The sequence below is a fragment of the Clostridium pascui genome (assembly GCF_016908015.1).
GTDB lineage: Bacteria > Bacillota > Clostridia > Clostridiales > Clostridiaceae > Clostridium_AK > Clostridium_AK pascui.
The window spans coordinates 34,275-56,104 of record NZ_JAFBDB010000003.1; the positions used below are offsets into that span (position 1 = coordinate 34,275).

General features: G+C 31.8%; 17 protein-coding genes and 1 riboswitch. Of the genes, 3 read left to right on the forward strand and 14 right to left on the reverse strand.

Translation table 11 applies throughout. From position 1 onward, the window contains the following. Positions 1–24 precede the first annotated feature (24 nt). The gene (locus JOC70_RS08970) at positions 25–399 is read right to left on the reverse strand and encodes a desulfoferrodoxin (RefSeq protein WP_186428906.1); all 375 of its coding nucleotides are present in this window, start codon (positions 397–399) and stop codon (positions 25–27) included. Between the two features lie 273 nt (positions 400–672). On the opposite strand from JOC70_RS08970, the gene JOC70_RS08975 reads away from it, so the two are divergent. Then, on the forward strand, positions 673–879 hold the full coding sequence (locus tag JOC70_RS08975) for a hypothetical protein (RefSeq protein WP_097026774.1): 207 nt from the start codon (positions 673–675) through the stop codon (positions 877–879). A 60-nt stretch (positions 880–939) separates the two neighbouring features. Here the strand turns inward: JOC70_RS08975 and lysA are convergent, their stop codons facing one another. Beyond that, positions 940–2,235, reverse strand: a complete 1,296-nt coding sequence (gene lysA / locus JOC70_RS08980) for a diaminopimelate decarboxylase (RefSeq protein WP_204598557.1) — start codon at positions 2,233–2,235, stop codon at positions 940–942. A 118-nt stretch (positions 2,236–2,353) separates the two neighbouring features. Next, positions 2,354–2,521: riboswitch (Lysine riboswitch) on the reverse strand. Positions 2,522–2,639: 118 nt separating this feature from the next. After that, on the reverse strand, positions 2,640–3,941 hold the full coding sequence (locus JOC70_RS08985) for a M18 family aminopeptidase (protein ID WP_204598558.1): 1,302 nt from the start codon (positions 3,939–3,941) through the stop codon (positions 2,640–2,642). Positions 3,942–4,116: 175 nt separating this feature from the next. Here JOC70_RS08985 and JOC70_RS08990 point away from each other — a divergent pair, with 175 nt between their 5' ends. Next, positions 4,117–5,301, forward strand: coding sequence for a cation diffusion facilitator family transporter (locus tag JOC70_RS08990; RefSeq protein WP_204598559.1), 1,185 nt, complete (start codon positions 4,117–4,119; stop codon positions 5,299–5,301). 152 nt (positions 5,302–5,453) lie between these two features. Further along, a complete protein-coding gene (locus JOC70_RS08995; RefSeq protein ID WP_204598560.1) occupies positions 5,454–6,536 on the forward strand; it encodes a PRK06851 family protein in 1,083 nt (360 codons plus the stop codon). Positions 6,537–6,577: 41 nt separating this feature from the next. On the opposite strand, the gene JOC70_RS09000 is transcribed toward JOC70_RS08995, so the two are convergent. From JOC70_RS09000 to JOC70_RS09050, 11 genes are all read right to left on the reverse strand, one after another. Then, the gene (locus tag JOC70_RS09000) at positions 6,578–8,722 is read right to left on the reverse strand and encodes a HelD family protein (protein WP_204598561.1); all 2,145 of its coding nucleotides are present in this window, start codon (positions 8,720–8,722) and stop codon (positions 6,578–6,580) included. A gap of 61 nt (positions 8,723–8,783) precedes the next feature. Then, positions 8,784–10,706 (reverse strand): ATP-dependent zinc metalloprotease FtsH, encoded by a 1,923-nt coding sequence (gene ftsH / locus JOC70_RS09005; protein ID WP_243429087.1) that lies wholly within the window; start codon positions 10,704–10,706, stop codon positions 8,784–8,786. A 199-nt stretch (positions 10,707–10,905) separates the two neighbouring features. Continuing rightward, positions 10,906–12,267: an alanine/glycine:cation symporter family protein gene (locus JOC70_RS09010; protein WP_204598562.1), complete on the reverse strand. Its 1,362-nt coding sequence runs from the start codon at positions 12,265–12,267 to the stop codon at positions 10,906–10,908. Positions 12,268–12,434: 167 nt separating this feature from the next. After that, on the reverse strand, positions 12,435–14,063 hold the full coding sequence (locus JOC70_RS09015) for a SulP family inorganic anion transporter (RefSeq protein WP_423880670.1): 1,629 nt from the start codon (positions 14,061–14,063) through the stop codon (positions 12,435–12,437). Between the two features lie 212 nt (positions 14,064–14,275). Continuing rightward, positions 14,276–15,166: a glycine betaine ABC transporter substrate-binding protein gene (locus JOC70_RS09020; protein WP_204598563.1), complete on the reverse strand. Its 891-nt coding sequence runs from the start codon at positions 15,164–15,166 to the stop codon at positions 14,276–14,278. 86 nt (positions 15,167–15,252) lie between these two features. Next, positions 15,253–16,071 carry an ABC transporter permease gene (locus JOC70_RS09025; protein WP_207755277.1) on the reverse strand — a complete coding sequence of 273 codons (819 nt, stop codon included), beginning with the start codon at positions 16,069–16,071 and terminating at the stop codon, positions 15,253–15,255. Beyond that, positions 16,071–17,258 carry a quaternary amine ABC transporter ATP-binding protein gene (locus JOC70_RS09030; protein WP_204598564.1) on the reverse strand — a complete coding sequence of 396 codons (1,188 nt, stop codon included), beginning with the start codon at positions 17,256–17,258 and terminating at the stop codon, positions 16,071–16,073. Before JOC70_RS09030 ends, JOC70_RS09025 begins: the two co-directional genes overlap by 1 nt. Before the next feature lie 217 nt (positions 17,259–17,475). Then, on the reverse strand, positions 17,476–18,111 hold the full coding sequence (locus JOC70_RS09035) for a GntR family transcriptional regulator (protein WP_204598565.1): 636 nt from the start codon (positions 18,109–18,111) through the stop codon (positions 17,476–17,478). 52 nt (positions 18,112–18,163) lie between these two features. Then, the gene (locus tag JOC70_RS09040) at positions 18,164–19,264 is read right to left on the reverse strand and encodes a Ger(x)C family spore germination protein (protein ID WP_243429096.1); all 1,101 of its coding nucleotides are present in this window, start codon (positions 19,262–19,264) and stop codon (positions 18,164–18,166) included. Beyond that, positions 19,264–20,355, reverse strand: coding sequence for an endospore germination permease (locus tag JOC70_RS09045; RefSeq protein ID WP_204598567.1), 1,092 nt, complete (start codon positions 20,353–20,355; stop codon positions 19,264–19,266). Before JOC70_RS09045 ends, JOC70_RS09040 begins: the two co-directional genes overlap by 1 nt. 10 nt (positions 20,356–20,365) lie before the next feature. Beyond that, a complete protein-coding gene (locus JOC70_RS09050) occupies positions 20,366–21,829 on the reverse strand; it encodes a spore germination protein (RefSeq protein ID WP_204598568.1) in 1,464 nt (487 codons plus the stop codon). Position 21,830: the final 1 nt, after the last annotated feature.

Sequence of the window (21,830 nt, forward strand, 5' to 3'; positions counted from 1 at the left end):
TATTTTTATTAATCATTAACAAAACTATTTTTTCCATAAACCATGCAAATTACAATATTCCCTAGCTGCAATTACTTCTTCATCAACTTTAAAGATAGCTTCTGGCTTTTCGCCTACTTTTAAGTATTTTCTATAAACTTTATCAACAGTTAAAACTTCTATCCATTCTATATGATGTTCTTCTAGCATAGGATGCTCAACTTCCCCTATCTTTACTAAAACACCACCTTCAATCTTTTCTATTACAGGAACATGTTTTTCCTTTGCAGCATCTACTGTATTTTCTTTAAGATGTATCATTTCCTTACCACAGCATACTAGAGTTCCTACTGATTCATGTACTACCTCTACTATGTTCCCACAAATCCCACATTTGTAAATTTCATTTAATTTAGTCATTTTATAACCCTCCCTATTAATAATAATTATTACCCTATTATTATTATTCTATAAAACTTCACTTTATCCTTCTTAATTAAAATATTTATTTATTTAACTTTTTTTATATTTTATGAACATATTATGAAGATACTACTTTAATATACCTCTAAAATTAAACTATATACTTAAAATAAAAGTAATTTTTTTTAATAGCTGTGGAATACTAATCTTGAGGATAATATATTTTCCTCTATTTAAATTCTCCAAACTAATTTATAAGGAGGGATTTCCATGACAGAAAAGAATAGTGGATATCTCGCAATGGACAGGGATTATTTAGAAGCCCCACAAAAGATAGTTAAATCATATTCTAAAACTGATTATACAAAATTACCAGACAATGTACGCGATCCAGTTGTAGCAAACAATATAGCCACCTGGGAGTTTGACAACACCTCTCAAGAATTAGCTGCTGACAGCGACTTATTCTTACAGTAAAAAAAGTGTAAGGAGAAATTTCTCCTTACACTTCAATTTTTTAAATACTAAAACTAATATTTAAAACATTTCATTTCCAATTAAATCCTCATAGCTTTGTCTTTTACATACAAGTCTTGCTTCTCTATCTTTTACAAATACAACAGCAGCTTTAGGTATCTTATTATAGTTACTGCTCATGGAGTATCCATATGCCCCAGTTGTAAACATTGCTAAAATATCTCCACTTTCAGAGTCTGCTATATTTGTATCATTTATAAGTATATCTCCAGACTCACAGCACTTACCTGCTATAGTTACAAAGTCATTTTTTTCATTTTCCATTCTATTTGCAACAATGCACTCATATTTAGCATTATATAACGCAGGTCTTATATTATCTCCCATTCCTCCATCTACTGATATATATTTCCTTACTCCTTGAATATTTTTTGTTGATCCTATAGTATAAAGAGTTATTCCTGCATTCCCCACTATGGATCTTCCAGGTTCTATAGTAAGCATTGGAAGTTTTATCCCTAATCTCTTATGAACTTCATCTGCTTTATTTATTATAGTTTCACAGTATTCCTTAGTACTTCTTGGTTCATCTTCTTCCGTATAATAAATTCCAAATCCACCACCTAGGTCTAGCTCTTCAATTTCATAGTTGAATTCATCTCTTATAACTTTTATAAAGTTCATCATTATTTCCACTTCATCTTCATATGGTGATAAATCAAAAATCTGAGAACCAATGTGGCAGTGTAATCCAGCAAGTTCAACTCCTGGAAGCTCTAATGCCATGTTAACTCCTTTTAAGGCATCTTCATTTGATAAAGTAAATCCAAATTTTGAGTCTATCTGACCAGTTTTTATATAATCGTGAGTATGTGCTTCTATTCCTGGAGTTATTCTTAATAGTACTTTTTGAACCTTATTTTTTCTTGTTGCAATTTTATTTATTTGTTCTAACTCATAAAAATTATCTACTACAAATCTTGAAACTCCATAATCTATTCCCATCTCTACTTCTTCTAAAGTCTTATTGTTTCCATGAAAATAAATTTTATCTGCTGGAAAGTTTGCCTTCATAGCAGTATATAGTTCCCCTCCAGATACTACATCTAAACAAAGACCTTCCTCTTCAATTAACTTACACATAGCTAAAGTTAAAAATGCCTTTCCCGCATATGCAACCCTATTGTTTGACTCATTTACTTTAAAATACTTGTAATAATCTTTGCATGTGTTTCTCATAAGCCCCTCATCAAAAACATACAAAGGAGTTCCGTATTTTTCAGCAAGCTCAACAGTGCTTATTCCACCTATATAAAGTGTATTTTCTCTTATTTCCATACTTCCAAATAAATTCATAATGTTGCCCCCTAAAATTTTATTGTGTTTGAGTTACTTTTTAAAATCAAATAAACCTTACAAAAAAACAAGCAGCCAAGGTTATACCTATAGCTGCTTTTTAGCTTCTATTGTATTTAACCTCTGTAGCTCTCCACCATTATAGTGACAACTTTGCATATATTTTATACAAAGCCAGAAGATAACTTCCTACATTATTCTTCTTCGGCTATAATTCCTTTCTTTATTCCTCATCGCGCAGCCGCTAAGAATAAGTACTATTAATTACAGCACCTCTACCCCAGGTATATTTATTTTTTCTTTTTAGTTTATCACATTAGAGTTTTAAAATCAACATAAACTTCAGAATTATCTCAAATATATTGATACATACTAATTTATAATATAATCATAATCTCTATACGTTATATAAAATAAAATCCTTCAAAGCTTTTAGCTATGTAGTAATGATCATCTACTCCGCCAAGTTCTCTTATAGAGTGCATTGCAAGTATTGGAGTCCCTATATCTACAGATGGAATATTTACATGGGACCAAGATATAGGTCCTATAGTTGAACCACCTCTTGAGTCAGATCTATTTACAAATTTTTGAACAGGAACACTTTGTTTTTTACATACCCCTTCATAAATAGCTGAACTATAAGCATCTGTAGTATAACTGAAATTAGCATTTATTTTAATTACAGGTCCCTTATTTATTATAGGTCTATTAGTAGGGTCTGCTTTTTCTTCCCAGTTAGGATGCACCGCATGAGCTAAATCTGAAGATATTATGAAGGAGTTTGCTAAAGATCTAAAATATGCTTCCTTCCCACTTTGTTCTTTTTCTACTATTCTTTCTAAAATACTTGATAAAAATATAGAATCTGCTCCTTGTTTTGTAGTACTTCCTATTTCCTCATTATCAAAGCACACTAAAACATTAGTTGCATTTGAAGGCTTTGAACTTGCAAGAGCTTCTAGAGCTGCATGCACCATAGCTAAATCATCTAATCTTCCACTGGATATAAATTCATCATTTATTCCCATTATACATCCCTTTTCATATTCATATAAAAACAAATCAAAATCTAGTATTTCACTTTTATCTATATGCAATTCCTTTGCTATAGTGTTTAACAAGAAATCTTCTTTCGAAAGCTTATCATTAATCATTCCAACTAAAGGTAATGTATGCTTTTGAGAATTTATTTCAAATCCCTTATTTGCCTCTCTGTTCATATGTATAGCTATGTTGGGAATTATAAGTATTGGCTTTTTTATATTTAACAATTTACAATTTGGCTTCAAAGGATTATTTGATTTTAAAACAACTCTTCCTGCTATAGACAATGGTCTATCCATCCAAGTATTTAAGATTGGCCCCCCATAAACCTCAGTATTTAACTTTAAATAATTACCCTCTGACGTCATCTCAGCATGAGGTTTGATTCTGAAGGTTGGAGAATCCGTATGTGCTCCTACTATTCTAAATCCATTTTCTACAATACTTTTTCTTCCTACAACAAATGCTGTTATTGCTGAATTATTTTTTATTACATAATACTTTTCTTCAGCTTTTAAATTCCACTGCTCTGTTTCTTTAAGTTCATTAAATCCATTTTCATCTAGAATGTTCTTCACAGTTTCTACAGCATGAAATGCCGTTGGGCTTTTATATATAAAGTCTATCAAATCTTTAGCTAATGTAACTTTATCCTTCATCCACAATCAACCTTTCTTTCACTTTAATTGAAAATTTAATAAATTTAGCATATCATAATTATGTTCTTCTTTCAAATAATAGATAATGGTTAATAGTTAATTAATAATTGTTAATTGGTAATTGTTAGTGGTATAATCTATAATTGTATTTAATTAAAGTTATGAGGTGTTTAGAATGGTTTCTCAATTATTAGTTAAGCGTTTTATAAAAAACTCTGAAAATGTTGAAAATGAAAAAGTTAGAAACTCCTATGGATTTTTAGGAAGTATTATCGGAATAGTAGTTAATGCTATACTTTTTGGAGTAAAGCTTGTAGTTGGAATTATATCTGGAAGTATATCAGTTACTGCAGATGCATTTAATAATCTTTCAGATGCCACTTCTTCTGTAATAACTATGCTTGGATTTAAGCTAGCTTCTAAACCTGCAGATGAAGAGCATCCCTTTGGTCATGGAAGAATAGAATACTTATCTGGACTTATAGTATCCTTTATGGTTCTTTTAGTAGGATTTGAATTTGTAAAATCTTCTTATGCAAGAATTATTAATCCTACTCCTGTGAAGTTTGAAGTTATTCCTTTTATACTTCTTGTTTTATCTATATTTACAAAGGTATGGCTTAGTAGATTTAATAATTATATAGGTAAAACTATAAATTCTTCAGCTCTTCAAGCTTCCTCTATGGATGCACTAGGAGATGTTTTTTCCTCAAGTGGTGTAGCTTTATCCTTACTATTATCCAAGTGGATTACCCTTCCTATAGATGGATATATAGGAATGCTTGTATCCTTATTTATACTTTATTCAGGATATTCCCTTATAAAGGAAACTTTAGACCCTCTCCTAGGTACTACACCAGATTCTGACTTAGTTGAAAAGATAACAAGCAGCTTATTAAGCTATGAATATATAACAGGCACTCATGATTTAATAATCCATAACTATGGGCCTAATAAATTTATAGCTACAGTTCATGCCGAAGTGCCACAGGATATATCAATAGTTAAAATTCATGATGTTATCGATAGAGCTGAAAAGGAAATTTCCGAAAAGCTAAATGTGGTACTTGTTGTGCATATGGATCCTATAAATACCAATGATGAAGAAGTAACCTACGCTAGAGGTGAAGTTGAGAGTATAATAACTAAATATTCTATGATTAAATCACTTCATGATTTTAGAATGGTTGGTGAAGGCGATACTAAGAATCTTATATTTGATATAGTTGTATGTTATACACAAAAACTCACTGACCAATTTATTGAAGAAATTAAATCCAATTTAAATAAGGATATAAAGAATATCCACCCTCACTATAATGCTATAATTACAATAGATAGAGATTTTGCTAATAACTAATCACCAATCTATAATCGTTAACTTATATTACATTTTAGCGATTATGTATTTTTTATTTTTGTTAGCATCTCTTTAAATATTGCACTTCATAATCACATAGAACTCATTTTTGCATATTATATTGTATAATTTTTTTTATGGAGTGTGAAATTATGACTGGAAGAGAAAGGCACTTATTTCCTGGCAGTAATACACCTTTAGGTCCATATTTCTTCTTTAATTATATAATTCCTACTAAGGAAGCCAGAAGAGTAATATATTTTAAAGGTGGCCCCGGAACTGGCAAGTCATCTGCAATGAAAAAAATAGGCAATATATTTCAAAACAGGGGATATGATGTAGAATACTTCCATTGTTCTTCTGACAACGAATCCTTAGACGCAATACTTATTAAGGGACTAAATATAGCCTTGATTGATGGTACTGCTCCTCATATGCAAGATCCTATATATCCTGGTGCAGTAGATGAAACATTTAATCTAGGAGTATGCTTAGATGAAAAAGGGTTGTCATCTATAAAAGAAGAATTATATCCAATTTATGCTGATAATAGTCGCTCCTATAAAAGGGGCTTTAGCTATTTTAAAGCTGCTGCTGCAGTTCATGAGGATTGGAGAAACTATAATCTTGAAGCACTAGATGAAGTAAAATTGAATGATTTAAAGAAAACACTAATGGATAAGATTTTCAAGGATAATGTTCTTGCTATAGGAAAAGAACGACATCTATTCTGTACAGCACTTACTCCTAATGGGATAATAACCTTTATCGATGAACTTGTAGCTCCTTTTAAAAATGTCTATGTGCTCAATGGCGATCCTGGTACTGGGAAGACAGAAGTTTTAAACTTCTTGAAAGATGAAGCTTTAAAACGCGGATTTTTTGTAGAAATATTCCATGATGTAATAAATCCAAATAGAATAGAACACATCTTTATTCCAGATTTAGATATAGCTATTGTAACTTCTAATGAAATAAATAGGAAATCCTTTGAAGGCGAGCATATTCAGATGGAAGATCTTTTAAAGAAAAATTATTTAGATAAATATAAAGCTGAAATTCAAAAGGATGAAGCTAAGTTCTATGATCTTTTACATGAAGGCTTACAATGTATAACTAAATGCAAGAAAATTCATGACGTACTAGAAAATTATTATGTTTCAAATATTAATTTTGAAACAATTAATGTAATGGTAGATGAACTTATACAAAGACTAATTTCCTATGAAAAATAAGTCACTTAGCTTAAATGGTAAAAAATGCTAGGAGTAAATTCCTAGCATTTTTTTTCATACACATATAGTTCATGCAATGCTCTTGTACTCATTACATAAAGCATTTTATCTTTGTTCTCTATTTCATTATTAGTGTCTATAACAATTACTGCATCAAACTCCAACCCTTTAGCAAAGTATGAAGGTATCACAACTTCTCCCGAAGTATATAATATCTCCTCATTATCTATTACCTTTATATACATCTTATCCTTTAATATCTCCGCAATCTTATTGGTTTCCTCTAGATCCCTGCATATGATTGCTATGCTTTCATGGCCTTTTTCCTTTAGTTTGCTTATATTCATTAATAGCTTTTCTTCTATATCTTCATATTGCTTAAACTCAGTTACTTCTACCTCTTCACCGCTTCTTACCAAAGGCACTATATTATCACTTTGTATATACTTATTGGCAAATTCCATTATTTGTTTAGTAGATCGATAGCTCTTATCAAGCTTAAAATGTTGTACATTTTTATTTGATAAATACTTTTCTATATAGCACATAGGTACTTCCCCTCTTATAGGAAGTAATCTTTGGTTGCTGTCCCCTACTATAGTTAAAGATTGGCACTTAGTTAACTCATTTATAACCATAAATTGAAGTTTACTATAATCCTGTGCTTCATCTATAACAACATGTTTTATCTCTTCTGGTGCTGCAAATCCTTCCAATTTTATCTTTAAATAAAGCACCGCCGCTAAGTCATCATATGTTAAAGTTTTATCTTGATTAAATCTCCTATATATATTAATTATTTCTTCACCATTTATCCATCTTAAGCCTTGTTTAGCCTTTATAGATTCTTCAATAGCTTCTCTTATTTCTAATCTCTTTTTAAATTCCAATTCGCTTCCCTCTAAATTTAAGGATTCTTCAGAAAGAGCATTGATTTTTTCTTTATATTTCTTTTCTATAGCTTTTATTTCATCATTTCTTAATTCATTTATTCTAGTATAAATTATTCTCTTAGTTCTTTTATTTCTTTTGAACAGTGGCATAGCTTTAAAATGATTTTGGAATAAATCCTGAAGTTCTTGTTTGCTTATAATCATTTTATTATATATGCTGATATCTCTTAGTTCAAAATAATTATCTTCAAGGTCTCTTATTAATAAGTCAAGCTTTTCAATGTATTCATCGGAATTCTTATAAAGCATCTCATTTATAAATTCTTTATTTCCACTTAATACATTTTCCATATACTCCTTAAATGACATTATACTATCTATCTCAGATAGTTCCATAGCTAAATCTCTAAAAGTAGTTTGCCTAACTCCTACCTCTCCTAAACTTGGAAGCACTGTAGATATATACTCCATAAAGACTTTGTTAGGTCCTAATATCAACACCTTATCTTGTAAAGTTTTCCTATTGTTGTACAGCAAATAAGCTACCCTGTGAAGTGCTATTGTAGTTTTCCCACTTCCTGCTACACCGTCAACTACTATGGTTTTATCCTTAGGCTGTCTTATTAGATTATCCTGTTCAGCTTGTATTGTCATTACTATATCTTTTAACTTTGATGTAGCATTCTTACTTAGCACCATTTGGAGTATGTCATCTTTAATGTCTATAGCTGAATCAAACATTCCTAGAAGCTGTGCCTTTTTTATAACAAATTGCCTTTTATTTAAAACTTCAGTTCTAACCTCTCCATTTGGAGAAGTATAATAAACTTCCCCTGTTTTTCCAGCATAAAATAGTGAAGATATGGGCGCACGCCAATCTACAACTATTGGTTCAAATTCATCCTTAGGAATAACACTAAATCTTCCAATATACATGCTTTCTTCTAGTCCTATTTCTTCCTCAATAAAATTCACCTTTCCAAAATAAGGACTAGGTTTCAGTATAACAAGTTCCTTTAATCTTCTATCTATAACCTTAAATTGTTCTTCTGCTACGAACCTTTCATGGTCAAAATACTCAATTATTTTATCTTCATCATCTTTATATTCTTCCAATACTTCTTTTCTATACCCAAGTATATATTCTGATATCTCACGTCTCTTTTCTATATAATTGTTTATTTCCTGATTGATTATATTTATAGTCTCTTTAAGCCTTTCTTTTTCGATACCAAGGTCTAATTCTTTTTGAAGTTCTTCTTTTAATTCCCTCTCTAATTCTTCTCTTTCCATATTTGTATCACCCCGTTTAAATTTAGTAGCCGATAACAAGTACTTTTAATTTGTTATAATGCTACACTAACTTATGTATAGCTTCATCGCTACCTTCTACACTTGTTACATTTTCCACATTGTCTTTGCTCTCTATATCTTCATCTATTTTTTTCTCTTCTACCATGGCCATAAACTCATCACCCATGATTGTTTCCTTTTCTAATAGTTTTTCTGCAACTCTTCTCAACAGTTCATGATTTTCCTTAAGTATATTTATGGACTTAGTATGAGCGTCTTTTATTATTTTCAAAGTTTCCTCATCAACTATAGCTGCCGTTGTTTCACTACAATTCTTAACAGCTCTGCCATCTAAATATCTATTTGATATGGACTCTAGTCCCATCATATCAAATCTTTCACTCATTCCATATATAGTTACCATATTTCTAGCTGTTTCTGTTGCTCTTTCTATATCATTTGATGCTCCTGTAGAAATTGTATTAAATTCAACCTCTTCTGCCGCCCTTCCCCCAAGCATAACTGATATTTGATCAAGCATTTCTTCTTTAGTACTCAAATACTTTTCCTTAGCAGGAACTTGAAGAGTATATCCAAGGGCCCCCATAGTTCTTGGTACAATAGTTATTTTATGCACTGGATCTGTGTGGGTTAAAAGAGCTGCTACTAATGCATGACCTACCTCATGAAATGCCACCGCTCTCTTTTCCTGTGGAGATAATATTCTATCTTTCTTTTCTTTTCCAGCAATTATTATCTCAACTGCTTCTTCTAAATCCTCTTGTATTACTTCTTTCCTATTATTCTTTACTGCCCTTAATGCTGCTTCATTTATAATATTAGCAAGATCTGCTCCTACCGCTCCAGGAGTTGATTTCGCCAGTGCCTTTAAGTCTACATCCTTATCCATTTTCACTCCAACTGAATGAACCTTTAGTATGTCTTCTCTTCCCTTAAGGTCAGGTCTATCTACAATTACTCGTCTATCAAATCTACCTGGTCTCAAAAGTGCTTTATCCAAAACCTCTGGTCTATTAGTTGCAGCAAGGATTACTACTCCCTTAGAGGAATCAAATCCATCCATTTCTGCAAGAAGCTGATTTAACGTTTGCTCTCTTTCATCATTCCCACTGATATTTCCTTCACGGCTTTTGCCTATAGCATCTATTTCATCTATAAATATTATACATGGTGCTTTTTCTTGAGCCTGTTCAAACAAATCTCTAACTCTTGAAGCCCCCATACCAACGAACATTTCTACAAAGCCCGAACCTGATATAGAGAAAAAAGGCACGTTGGCTTCTCCTGCAACTGCTTTAGCAAGAAGGGTTTTTCCTGTTCCCGGAGGACCTACCAGCAATGCTCCTTTGGGGAGCTTTGCTCCTATTTCAATATATTTTTTAGGATTATGTAAAAAATCAACTATTTCTACTAGTGATTCTTTTGCTTCTTCCTGTCCTGCTACATCTTTAAATGTTACACCGGTTTCATTTTCCGCATAAATCTTAGCTGTATTTTTACCAAAAGACATGACGCCACTGCCCATTTTCTTATCAAGCATTCCAAATAAATATCTTCCTATAAACATAAATATTACAAAAGGAAGTATCCAATTAAGTATAAAGTTTCTTATTGGATTATCTTGTTTTGGAATTACAGTGTCATAAGGAATACTAGCGTTATTTAACTTCTCTAAAAGTCGAATATCATTTTCAACCTTTCCTGTATATAAAAGTTTTTCTTCATATCCTGATTTTTCATTAGGATATATTATAACCTTATCTTTTGAAAACTCTACTTCCTTAACTTGTTTTTGCTCTATCATGTTTAAAAATGTTGTATATTTAATGTGCTTTGTCTGAGTATTCATTATATAATCATTAATAAAAAACACTACAATTGCTGCAGCAATGACATAATAAATTATATACTTCATCTTATTGTCATCAAATTTTTTGTCCTTGTTCTTTTTGTCTGTAGGCATTTCCTAACTTTCCTCCATTTTATTATGACTTATTTGATCTCCCATTGTATAGGGTCATAAACCAAAATCAAGCTCTTTTGCAATAATACTAAACCTAGCTATATTATAATACAACACTATCCTTTTTAAAACAAATAAAGCTCGGTATTAAAGAATTATTATATTTAATTCTTTAACCCAAAGCTTTATTTGCAATTTTTTACATTGCTATCTTTTCATCATTAGATTCTTCGTCTAAGTTATCTTCCCATAAATACTTTTTTGTTTCCTTTACTATAACACCACTTAAGGCAATTAGTGAAATTAAATTTGGTATTGCCATAAGTCCATTTGCTAAATCTGCAAAGTTCCATACAACGTCTAGTGAGAAAACCGAACCTATATATATCATAATAATCCAAAGCAATTTATACGGCAAAATAGCTTTCTTACCAAATAGATACTCTATTGACTTTTCTCCATAATAAGACCATCCAAGTATAGTTGAAAAAGCAAATGTTATGAGTCCTAAAGTAAGTACAATAGGACCTACCACTGGTATAGTTCCAAATGCCTCTCGTGTAAGCTGTCCTCCTTGAAGTCCTTGTGTCCATACTCCTGTGTTTGTAAGCACTAACCCTGTTATAGCACAAACAATTACTGTATCCCAAAATGTCCCAGTAGATGCTACAAGAGCTTGTCTTACAGGATTTCTGCTTTGTGCAGCAGCAGATACTATAGGGGCACTTCCAAGCCCTGACTCATTAGAAAAAAGTCCACGAGATACTCCAAATCTCATTGCCATCATTATTGTAGAACCTGCAAACCCTCCAGCTGCAGCTTGGCCTGTAAATGCAGAGCTTATTATAGTATGTAGAGAGTTTGGGATAGTTTCATAGCTAAGTCCAAGTATTATTAAGCACCCCAAAATATATGAGCCTGCCATAAAAGGAACAAATACTTCACAAACCTTAGCGATACTCTTTATTCCCCCAAGTATAACAACTGCTGTAAGTACTGCAAGTATTACTCCAGTTACAGCATAAGGCACCTTAAAAGTATCATTTATCATAGCAGAAATGGCATTTGACTGAACCATTCCCCCTGTTCCTATAGCAGCAACACTTGTAAATATAGCAAATAGTACACCTAGCCATTTCTTTTTCATACCATGTTCTAAAACATACATGGGACCTCCCGCCATTGTACCATCTTCAGTTTTAACCCTATACTTAGTTGCAAGTAAACTTTCTGCATATTTAGTTGATATCCCAAATACTCCTGTAATCCATGTCCAAAAAACAGCACCAGGGCCTCCAAGTGATATCGCTGTAGCAACTCCAACTATATTCCCTGTTCCTATAGTAGCTGCAAGTGCTGTAGTAAGTGCACTAAACTGACTTACATCTCCATTTGCATTATCATCTTTTGTTACTGAAAGTTTGACAGCCTTTCCCATATGCCTTTGTATAAATTTTAATCTCACCGTTAAAAACACATGAGTTCCTAAAAGCAAAATTAATAACGGCCAATTCCATAAAAAACTATCAATTTTTTCGACTAGTTTTATAGCCCCTTCCATATGTGTAAGTTCCCCCTTAAAGTAAAACAAGCCTTACTTTACAGTAAAGCTTATTATTAAGTATATTATTTTTTTATTATATTACAGTAAGATTATATTTTCAATTTAAAATCGCATTATGTATAAATATACCAATACATGCACTTTGTATAGAGACTAGTACAGAGCTATGCTACGAACTCCATTGCTTTATCTCTACTTTCAAATACACATTCTTCTCCAATTAACTCTATAAAGCCCATACTTTCCAAAACACTATACGGCTGCTCCTTTACATTTGCAAGTAGTACCTTCACCTCATGTTTTTGGCATCTTGCATATAATCTTGTTAAAGCATCCATTCCAGTAGCATCAATACTTGTAGCATTTTTCATATCTAGTATAAGTACATCATAGGATTTATTTATTTCAGTCATAACTTCTAGAAACTTATGCACTATTCCAAAGAAAAATGGTCCATTTATTTCATATATTAATATTTTATCATTACCATTGCTATTTTCTACAACTTCATCTTCTTCACTGCAATTTTCACATATGGAAGTTTTTATAGTTGTGGTATCTGCTATTCTCTTCATAAATAAAAACATTGCAAGCACCATTCCAATTTCAATTGCTACTACTAAATCAAATATAACCGTTAATAAAAATGTTAATACAAGTATTGCCATATCACTTTTTGGTGCTTTCATAAAGAAATAAAAAGACTTCCATTCCCCCATATTGTAAGAAACAATAATAAGTATTGCAGCCAATGTTGTCATTGGTATAAGCTTTGCAAGCGGCATAAATATAAGCATTATTAAAAGCAAAGTTATAGCATGTACAATTCCTGATATAGGGCTTCTTCCTCCATTTTTTACATTTGCAGCTGTTCGAGCTATGGCACCAGTTGCAGGTATTCCTCCAAACAATGCTGATACAATGTTTCCAACTCCTTGAGCCACAAGTTCCATATTAGAATCATGCTTCCCACCTATCATACCATCAGCTACTACTGCTGAAAGCAATGATTCTATAGCAGCTAAGATAGCTATAGTAAATGCAGGTCCTATAAGCTCTTGAATAGTATTGAAGCTAACTAAACTTATAGAAGGCATAGGTATTGATGAAGAAATATTACTGTATCTACTTCCTATAGTTTCAACAGGTAACTTAAAAATACTTACTGCTGCAGTTACAATTATAAGTGCTATTAGTGAACCTGGTATTGTCTTATTTACTTTAGGCCATAAAATCATTATGCCTAAAGAGGTTAATCCTACTAATAATGTAGGTATATTTATGGTGTTAAAATGCTGAAAATAAGTTTGCCATTTATGAATAAATTCTGCTGGTACACTTTCAATTGAAAGTCCTAAGAAATCCTTAACTTGTGTAGAAAGTAGTGTAATTGCTATACCTGATGTAAATCCTATAGTTATAGGATGAGGTATGAATTTTATTATGCTTCCCATTCTAGCAAGTCCTAAAATGATGAGTATCACTCCCGCCATCATAGTTGCTATAATAAGTCCTTCTATTCCGTGTTTTTCAATTATTCCATATACAATTACTACAAATGCTCCTGTAGGCCCTCCTATTTGAACTCTGCTCCCGCCTAAAAAAGAAATAAAAAATCCTGCCATAATTGCAGTTATAAGTCCTTTTTCCGGAGACACTCCAGAAGATATTCCAAGAGCTACTGACAGTGGTAATGCTACAATTGCAACTATTATTCCTGCAACTATATCCTTTAGAATTCTCTCTCCAGTTAACTCCCTTCTTTGAAACATTTTTAATAATTTGGGTTTCACGATATATTCCCCCTAATTTTTGTATTTTTATTCACTTTTATTGTATCACAAAATTTTTCAGATATTAGTTTTTCAATAATAATCTCAATATTGCGAAAATACCACAACTGCCTACTTTCATTTCTTTAATATTGAAGCATGTTACAAAAAAACAAATGACAAGTAGCTTTAATTAAACTACTTGTCATTATATGAAAAGTTAATTTGTAATTTTATTTCTTTGGTACCCATGAATTTACTATATCTTCATTCTTGTTCATCCATTCTTTTGCAGCTTCCAATGGCTTTTGACCATCCGCTATAGCTGCCATTAAATCTCCAAGTTGCTTTTCATCCATTGTAAAATTCTTTAAAAACTCAGCTGCTTCTGGCATATCTTTATCGAATTCAAGTCTTGCAAGTTTATGAATATCTTCTGCTTCACCATAAACCTTCTTTGAATCTTCTAAGAATTTCAAATCCCATTTTGAAAACTTCCAATGAGGGGCCCATCCTGTTATAACTATAGGTTTTTTCTTATCTATAGCATCTTTTAACATTGTAAGCATAGCTGGCTCACTACCTTCCATAAGTTCCATATCAAGACCATATTCAGAAACAGCTTTTTTAGTAGTTTCCATTATACCTGCACCAGCATCTATTCCTATTATCTTCCCATTGAATTTATCCTTATTAGCTTTAAGTTCTTCCACGCTATTTACATCTACATATTTTGGTACTACTAGTCCTATTTTAGCGCCTTTAAAACTAGTGCCTAAATCCAACAACTTATCCTTATATTTATCCATGTAGTTTTTATGTGTAACAGGAAGCCATCCATCTAGGAATGCATCAGTATCTCCTTCTGCAAGAGATGTAAATATTACACCTGGGTCTGCTTCTGTCATTTCTACTGTATATCCCATTTTTTCTTCAAGTACGACTTTTGCAAGGTTTGTCATGGCTACACCTTCTGCCCAGTTTACATAGGCAAGTTTAACTTTTTTAGATGAATCTCCACTCTTCTCCTTATTTGACGCTCCACAAGCAGCTAATGACACCGCAGTTATCACTCCAATAGACATCAGTGCAATTGATTTTAATATACCTTTTCTTAATTTCATCAAATCACTCCTTTTATTATGGATTGTTATGGAAATTCAGCTCGCTGAATTTCTTCCTTCCGTAGTATCTAGTAATATTTTTAATGTTACGCAGTTTTTCCAAGAGATTGAGTTATCCTATCCAGTATCATTGCAAGAATTACCACTGCAAGTCCACTTTCAAAGCCTGTACCTATCTTCAGCTGAGTTATTCCTGTTAAAACTTCTCTTCCAAGTCCACCTGCTCCTATCATGGCTGATATAACTACCATGGATAAGGATAGCATTATAGTTTGATTTACCCCGGCAAGTATTGTAGGAAGTGCTATAGGGAGCTGAACTTTATAAAGCATTTGACTTCTAGTGGATCCAAAGGACTTCGATGCTTCTATAACTTCCTTTGGTACTTGTCTTATTCCTAAGTTTGTAAGTCTTACAGCTGGCGGCATAGAAAAGATTACAGTAGCTATTGCCCCAGGAACCTTTCCCATACCAAAGAAAAGAACTGCTGGTATTAAATATACAAATGCTGGCATGGTCTGCATGAAATCTAAAACTGGTCTCATAATTCTATTCATTCTGTCATATCTTGCTGAAAGTATCCCAAGTGGAACACCTATAAGAAGCGCTAATAGTGTAGATACTAAAACTAGAGATAATGTACTCATAGTTTGATTCCAAAGCTCCATGCTATTTATAAAGAAAAGCCCTAAAAAAGTAAATACCGCTGTTTTTTTACTAGCCATATAATATGCTAGCGCAGTTATTAAAAGTATAATAACCAAAGCTGGCAGAGCAGTTAATATACCTTCTAACCCATCTATTAAAAACTCACTTATCATTTTTATTCCATCAAAAAAAACTTCTAAATTTGATTTTAACCATTCAATAATAACCTCAAAATAAGGTCCTATATGAAATGTCATTATCTACATTCCTCCTCTCCTATGATTCCTGCAATAATTGTAGATCTTTTAATTATTCCTAGCATCTTATTTTCCTTATCTACCACAGCTATTGGATATGAGATATCCTTTGCTATAGGAAGAAGCTCTGCTATTGAAGTTTCTGGAGAAGTTACAGCTACTTCTTTTATTATTATATCTGATATATCTTTTTCTCCTTTTTTGTAGCTTTCAATGGCATCATCAATTTTTACTATACCTTGAAGTATCCTATCTTTATCTGTTACATATATACTTGAAATTCCCTGCTCTTCCATAGCTCTTGCTGCAGCCTTAGGACCATCTTTTGTTGATATAATTACATTTGTTCTTTGCATTATAGAACCTGCTGTCATAACCTTCGTTCTATCGACATCTTGAGTAAACTTCCTTACGTATTCACTTGCAGGATTGGCCAGGATATCCTCAGAAGTTCCTATTTGTTCTATTACTCCGTCCTTCATTATTGCAATTCTATCTCCTAATCTTAATGCTTCATCTAAATCATGGGTGATAAATATTATTGTTTTTTTCATTTTAGATTGAATCTCTATCATTTCTTGCTGCATATCCTTTCTTATTAAAGGATCTAATGCACTAAAGGCTTCATCCATCAGAAGTATCTCAGGTTCTGTAGCAAGTCCCCTTGCAAGTCCTACTCTTTGCTGCATACCACCACTAAGCTCATGAGGCATTTTTTCTTCATATCCCTTAAGTCCTACAAGCTCTAATGCTTTATAAGCCTTTTCAGTTCGTATTTTTTCATCTATACCTTGTATTTCTAATCCAAATTCAACATTTTTACATACAGTTCTATGAGGTAATAACCCAAAGTTTTGGAATACCATAGCCATTTTCTTTCTTCTAATTTCCCTAAGCTCTTCCTCATTGCATTTTAAGACATCTTGTCCGTCAATTAATATTTCTCCAGAAGTTGGCTCTATAAGCCTATTCAAACATCTTAAAAGAGTTGATTTACCGCTTCCTGACAACCCCATAATTACAAAAAATTCACCTTCATTAACCTGGAAATTTGCATTATTAACTCCTACAGAGTTACCTGTCTTCTTTAATATATCTTCTTTATTCATGCCTTCCTGAAGAAGGGAGATAACTTTTTTAGGACTTTTACCAAATATCTTATATAAATTTTTAATTTCTATCTTCATAAATATATTCTCTCCTTCCATTATTATGAAACAACTTTTCAACCAATCTAAGTTGCTTTATCTAACAACTTTATATTATCATTAAGTTGTCAGTATGTCAATAAAAAAAATAGCTTTCCAAGTAAAATATGGTTAATTTTTACTTGGAAAACTATCCTTTTATATAGATATATAATAAACTCCTAATTATACAAACTTAATTTCAGCATCTAGAACCCTATTTATAATTATCATAGTTTTCTAGGAATTTTCTTATTCTTTCACTTACCCATTCATCTCCAACCGCTAATATTATATCTCCTTGAGTAAACACTAAATACGGCCCTGGAGAAATAAGTATTGTATTCTTTCTTTTAACTCCAACTATAGTTGCTGCAGTATTGTACCAAAATTGTACTTCCCCCACAGTTTTTCCCATTATTTTTGATTCTATTGGCACTTCAATTTCTAATATTTCTACTAAATTTGTACTCTTATATCTATAAGAATATTCAAGTATTTTTGAATTTACTTCTTGTATTTCCTTTTCTATTTCATCCCTTTTATCTGTTAAATTTTTTAGTGAACTTCTTAGGTCACCTATATGTTCCTTTTCTTTAAAACTATCTATAAATTGCAAAGCATTTTTAGACGACTTTACTATAACTCCTATGCCCTTGCTTACTTCTACAACTCCTTTATCCTCTAAAAGCTTCATGGATCTTCTTATAGTTTCAGGAGATACATTATACTCACTTGCAAGTATGGATCTCCCCTTTAAAGTACTTGCTTCCTTTAATGAACCTTTATATATTCTTGAAGCTACATCAACTGCAATTTTTATGTATCTAGGCAGTTCTATTCTATCCGCCATTTTAAAAACCTCCAAATGTATTTATGTTTAGGCAAATAGATTATAGCATAAATTATTCAGTTTTTCCTCCTATAGAATCTATTTTAACTTTTACATTTACATCTATTTGAGCATTCTTAAAGTTTTCATTGCTTCCATAGTCACTTAATCTTCCATACTTAGCTACTGCATATTTACTTAAATCCATCCAATCAACTCCATGTGATTGCTGCACTTTTTTTATTTCTCCCTCTAAATCCTTCTTTAGCATCTTCTCGAAATTCTTCTCTATTTCCTTAACTTCTTTTTTTGTTATAGCTTTATTAATTACAGTATTAACTTTTAAGTTTCCTCTAAGTGTTAAATTTATAGAATACTTTAAATTATCTTCTTCCGTAGAAACTTTAACTTTGCGATTAGTTGTAAAATACCCTTCATAATAATTATTCTTTTCTGGGAAGTTTACACTTAAATGCCCCTTTGTTCCGTTATTTCTTAAAAGATTTATAAGTTTTGCTTCCCCTAAGCCTACAGTAGTTATCATCTTGTCCGCATTAAATAGTGCAAGCCCTATTACTTTAACTCTATTTCTATCTATCCCAAGATAAGGAATCACAATTTCCCTTCCTTCTTGATGATACATCTGTAAAACATCACTGATTCTAATATCCTTGCTGAAAAAGCTTTCTTCCCATGCAAATTCCAAAGTGCCATGAATGTCTTCTGCCATAGTGGAGTATGCCTTAGGTTGTAACTGAAACAATTGTTCTGCCGACTGTCTGCAAAGAGCTACCGATGCCCCTCTTCTTCTATCGGCATCCCTCATCATTGCATCAATTAAATCCTTAATTCCATACTCTCCCCTTTCTTTTCCTATCAAATATACCAATTCACTTCCCATAATCCACTTTCTGCTAGACTTGGATTGAAGCTCATCTTGGGTGCTGTATATAGACTTGCCTGGTCCTGTTGCTACTTCGTGATCAATTTGTTGTTGTCCTCTAAAAACAAATGTTTCTGATGTGTCTTTATACCTAACCATTACTCCATCATTTTCCAAATCATAACCCAGCCCTACAATTATTCCTAGCCTCTCTTGTGGGTATCTATCATAACACCCAGAAAGTAACAACGTAAGTGACATAATTAAGCATAAACTTATACTCCTTTTCATCACTTTATTTCCTCCTTATAATTCTTTTTGTTAATTAAAATAATTATAGAGGTTATGACTCCCCACGCTAGCCCTACTATCACTAGATAAGGAGTAATTTTCCCCACAATCTTTATCCTATTATGCTCGGGTAATAGAAAAAAACTTAGAGGTATTAATATAGCTGTTATAATGACACAACTTTTTTTATAACTTATATCAGCCATTTTAGATAGGCAAAATGATGCTGCAAATAGCTCACATGCAAGAATTCTAAATATAACAAGACTCCATATAATCATTATTATAGTCCTAACATTTTCAATTAAAGGTATTTCTACACTAGAAGCCACAAATAAAGCTGGATATGAATACTTAGCTGTCATTTCCCATCCTATGCACCATATAGTCACAAATACATTTATTGTATATGAAACTATAACAGTTAACACACCATAAATCCCTGATTTTTTAGTGTTTCTTTTATTAGTTATAAATGAGATAACTACATAGCTAAGCTCTATTCCAGCATATGAATATGAGCTATCAGGTATAGCAGCTAATATGTTTTTAAATGAACTAAAAAAAGGCATTACATTTATAACATTTCCTTTAGAAATAAGGAATAATGTTATGAATATAAGAATTACTAGCAAATAGAATACCATTTCACATAATCGTGCTACTATATTAAGTCCATTTATAGCAGTATATAAAGTTAGCAACATAATAGCAATCACACTAACATACATTGGCAAATATGAAACTAATACTATATTTATTACATTTACATAGCCAGATATTATGCTTAGCTCAGAAAAAGAAAATACTGCAATAAATATTAAAATTATAGTATAGGATAAATACTTTCCATACAACTCCTTATTTATTTGCCAAAAATTATGGTGATTCATTTTCTTGTCAATAAAGGAGGCCATCATTACTACAATTATTGGATATATTCCCCCAATAATCACTGATACCCATGCATCTTGATAAGCATGTTTAGCTAAACCTCTAGCAAGTGTCAGTATTCCTATTGCAATCATTGAACTTTGAACAAGTGCCATATATTGGTTTTCCGTTATTTTATTGTTAGTTTCTTTGTTCACAATTACCCTCTTATTGTTTATTTTTATTTTCGTTTAGTTTAAATCCCGTTGCTCTTTTATTTAACTTTTCAATTTTACTTCTAATTAATGTATCTTTTAATCCACTAAATCTTAATGGAGCTATAGGTGAAAGGTAAGGGACTCCATAAGAATCCATCTTCATTAATCTTACTACTATTAATTGTACACCTAGTAAAAGTCCTAATATGCCTAATAAAGCAGTTAACGTAAGCATGCCAAATCTTAAAAGTCTTATTGAAAGTGCCATATCATAATTAGGAATAACAAATGTACATATAACTGTAATAGCGATAACCACTAAGGTTGTAGGACTTACAATTCCAGCTTCAGTAGCTGACTGACCAAGTATAATACCTCCTATTATACTCAGCGTTTGCCCTACAGGAGTCGGTAATCTTAATCCCCCTTCTCTAAGCACCTCAACTACTATCTCCATCATAAGTATTTCTATAAAAGGAGGCAGTGGGATATCAAGCCTTGATCTTACTATTATCTTTGATAAATTTAGCGGTGTAAGCTCACTATTATATTTAAGAAGTATAAGATATATGGATGGCAAAGTTAAAATAATTGCTAAGGCTAAAAGTCTTACTATTCTGTCGAAATTTGCTAAAAGCAGCCTATTACCGTAGTCTTCAACTTCCTGAAAAAACTCCATAAAAACAACTGGCATTATCATTACATAAGGTGCACCTTCTACTATTAATACTGCCTTTCCCTGGAGTATATCAGACACTGCCTTTGTAGGTTTTTCAGTAGTTTTTGATTGAGGAAAAATTGAATATGGAAATTTCTCCACCAGTTGCATTACAACACCCGGTCCTAAAACTTGAGGCATTTTTACAGAACTTAAATCATCCTTTATATTCTGTAAAATCTCTTTATCAATAGCATTATCTAAATACATTAAAACTGCATCTGCTTTATTTTCTTTTCCAAATACATATTTATCAATCTTTAAGTGTTCATTTTTAATTCCTTGTTGTATTAAAGCTACATTGATACTTAAGCTTTCAATAAAGGCTTCTTTTCCACCCTTTATTACCTTTTCTACTTCAGATTCTGTAATAGCTCTATGCTTAGGGCCTGATGTATTACAAATTATAGCTTTGTCTCCATCTTCAATTAGAACAACACATTTGCCATGCATCAGTTCACTCGCTATAAGACTTACATCCTTTGTTATCTCAATTTCACTTGATACAATAAACTTTTTAGCCACAAACTCTACTTTATTTATAACATTATCTATTGGTGATTGTACTTGGAACAACAAAGGATTTATTACGTTATTTTCCAAATACTCCTGTTTTACAAGATTGCTTATATATAAAATAATACAAGGCACTCCGTTCTTAATAACTAATTCTCTTTTTATAAAATTATAATTTAAAGGAATATTAGATGAAATTATATCTACATTAGCATTTAAATTCGACTTAAGCTCAATCATT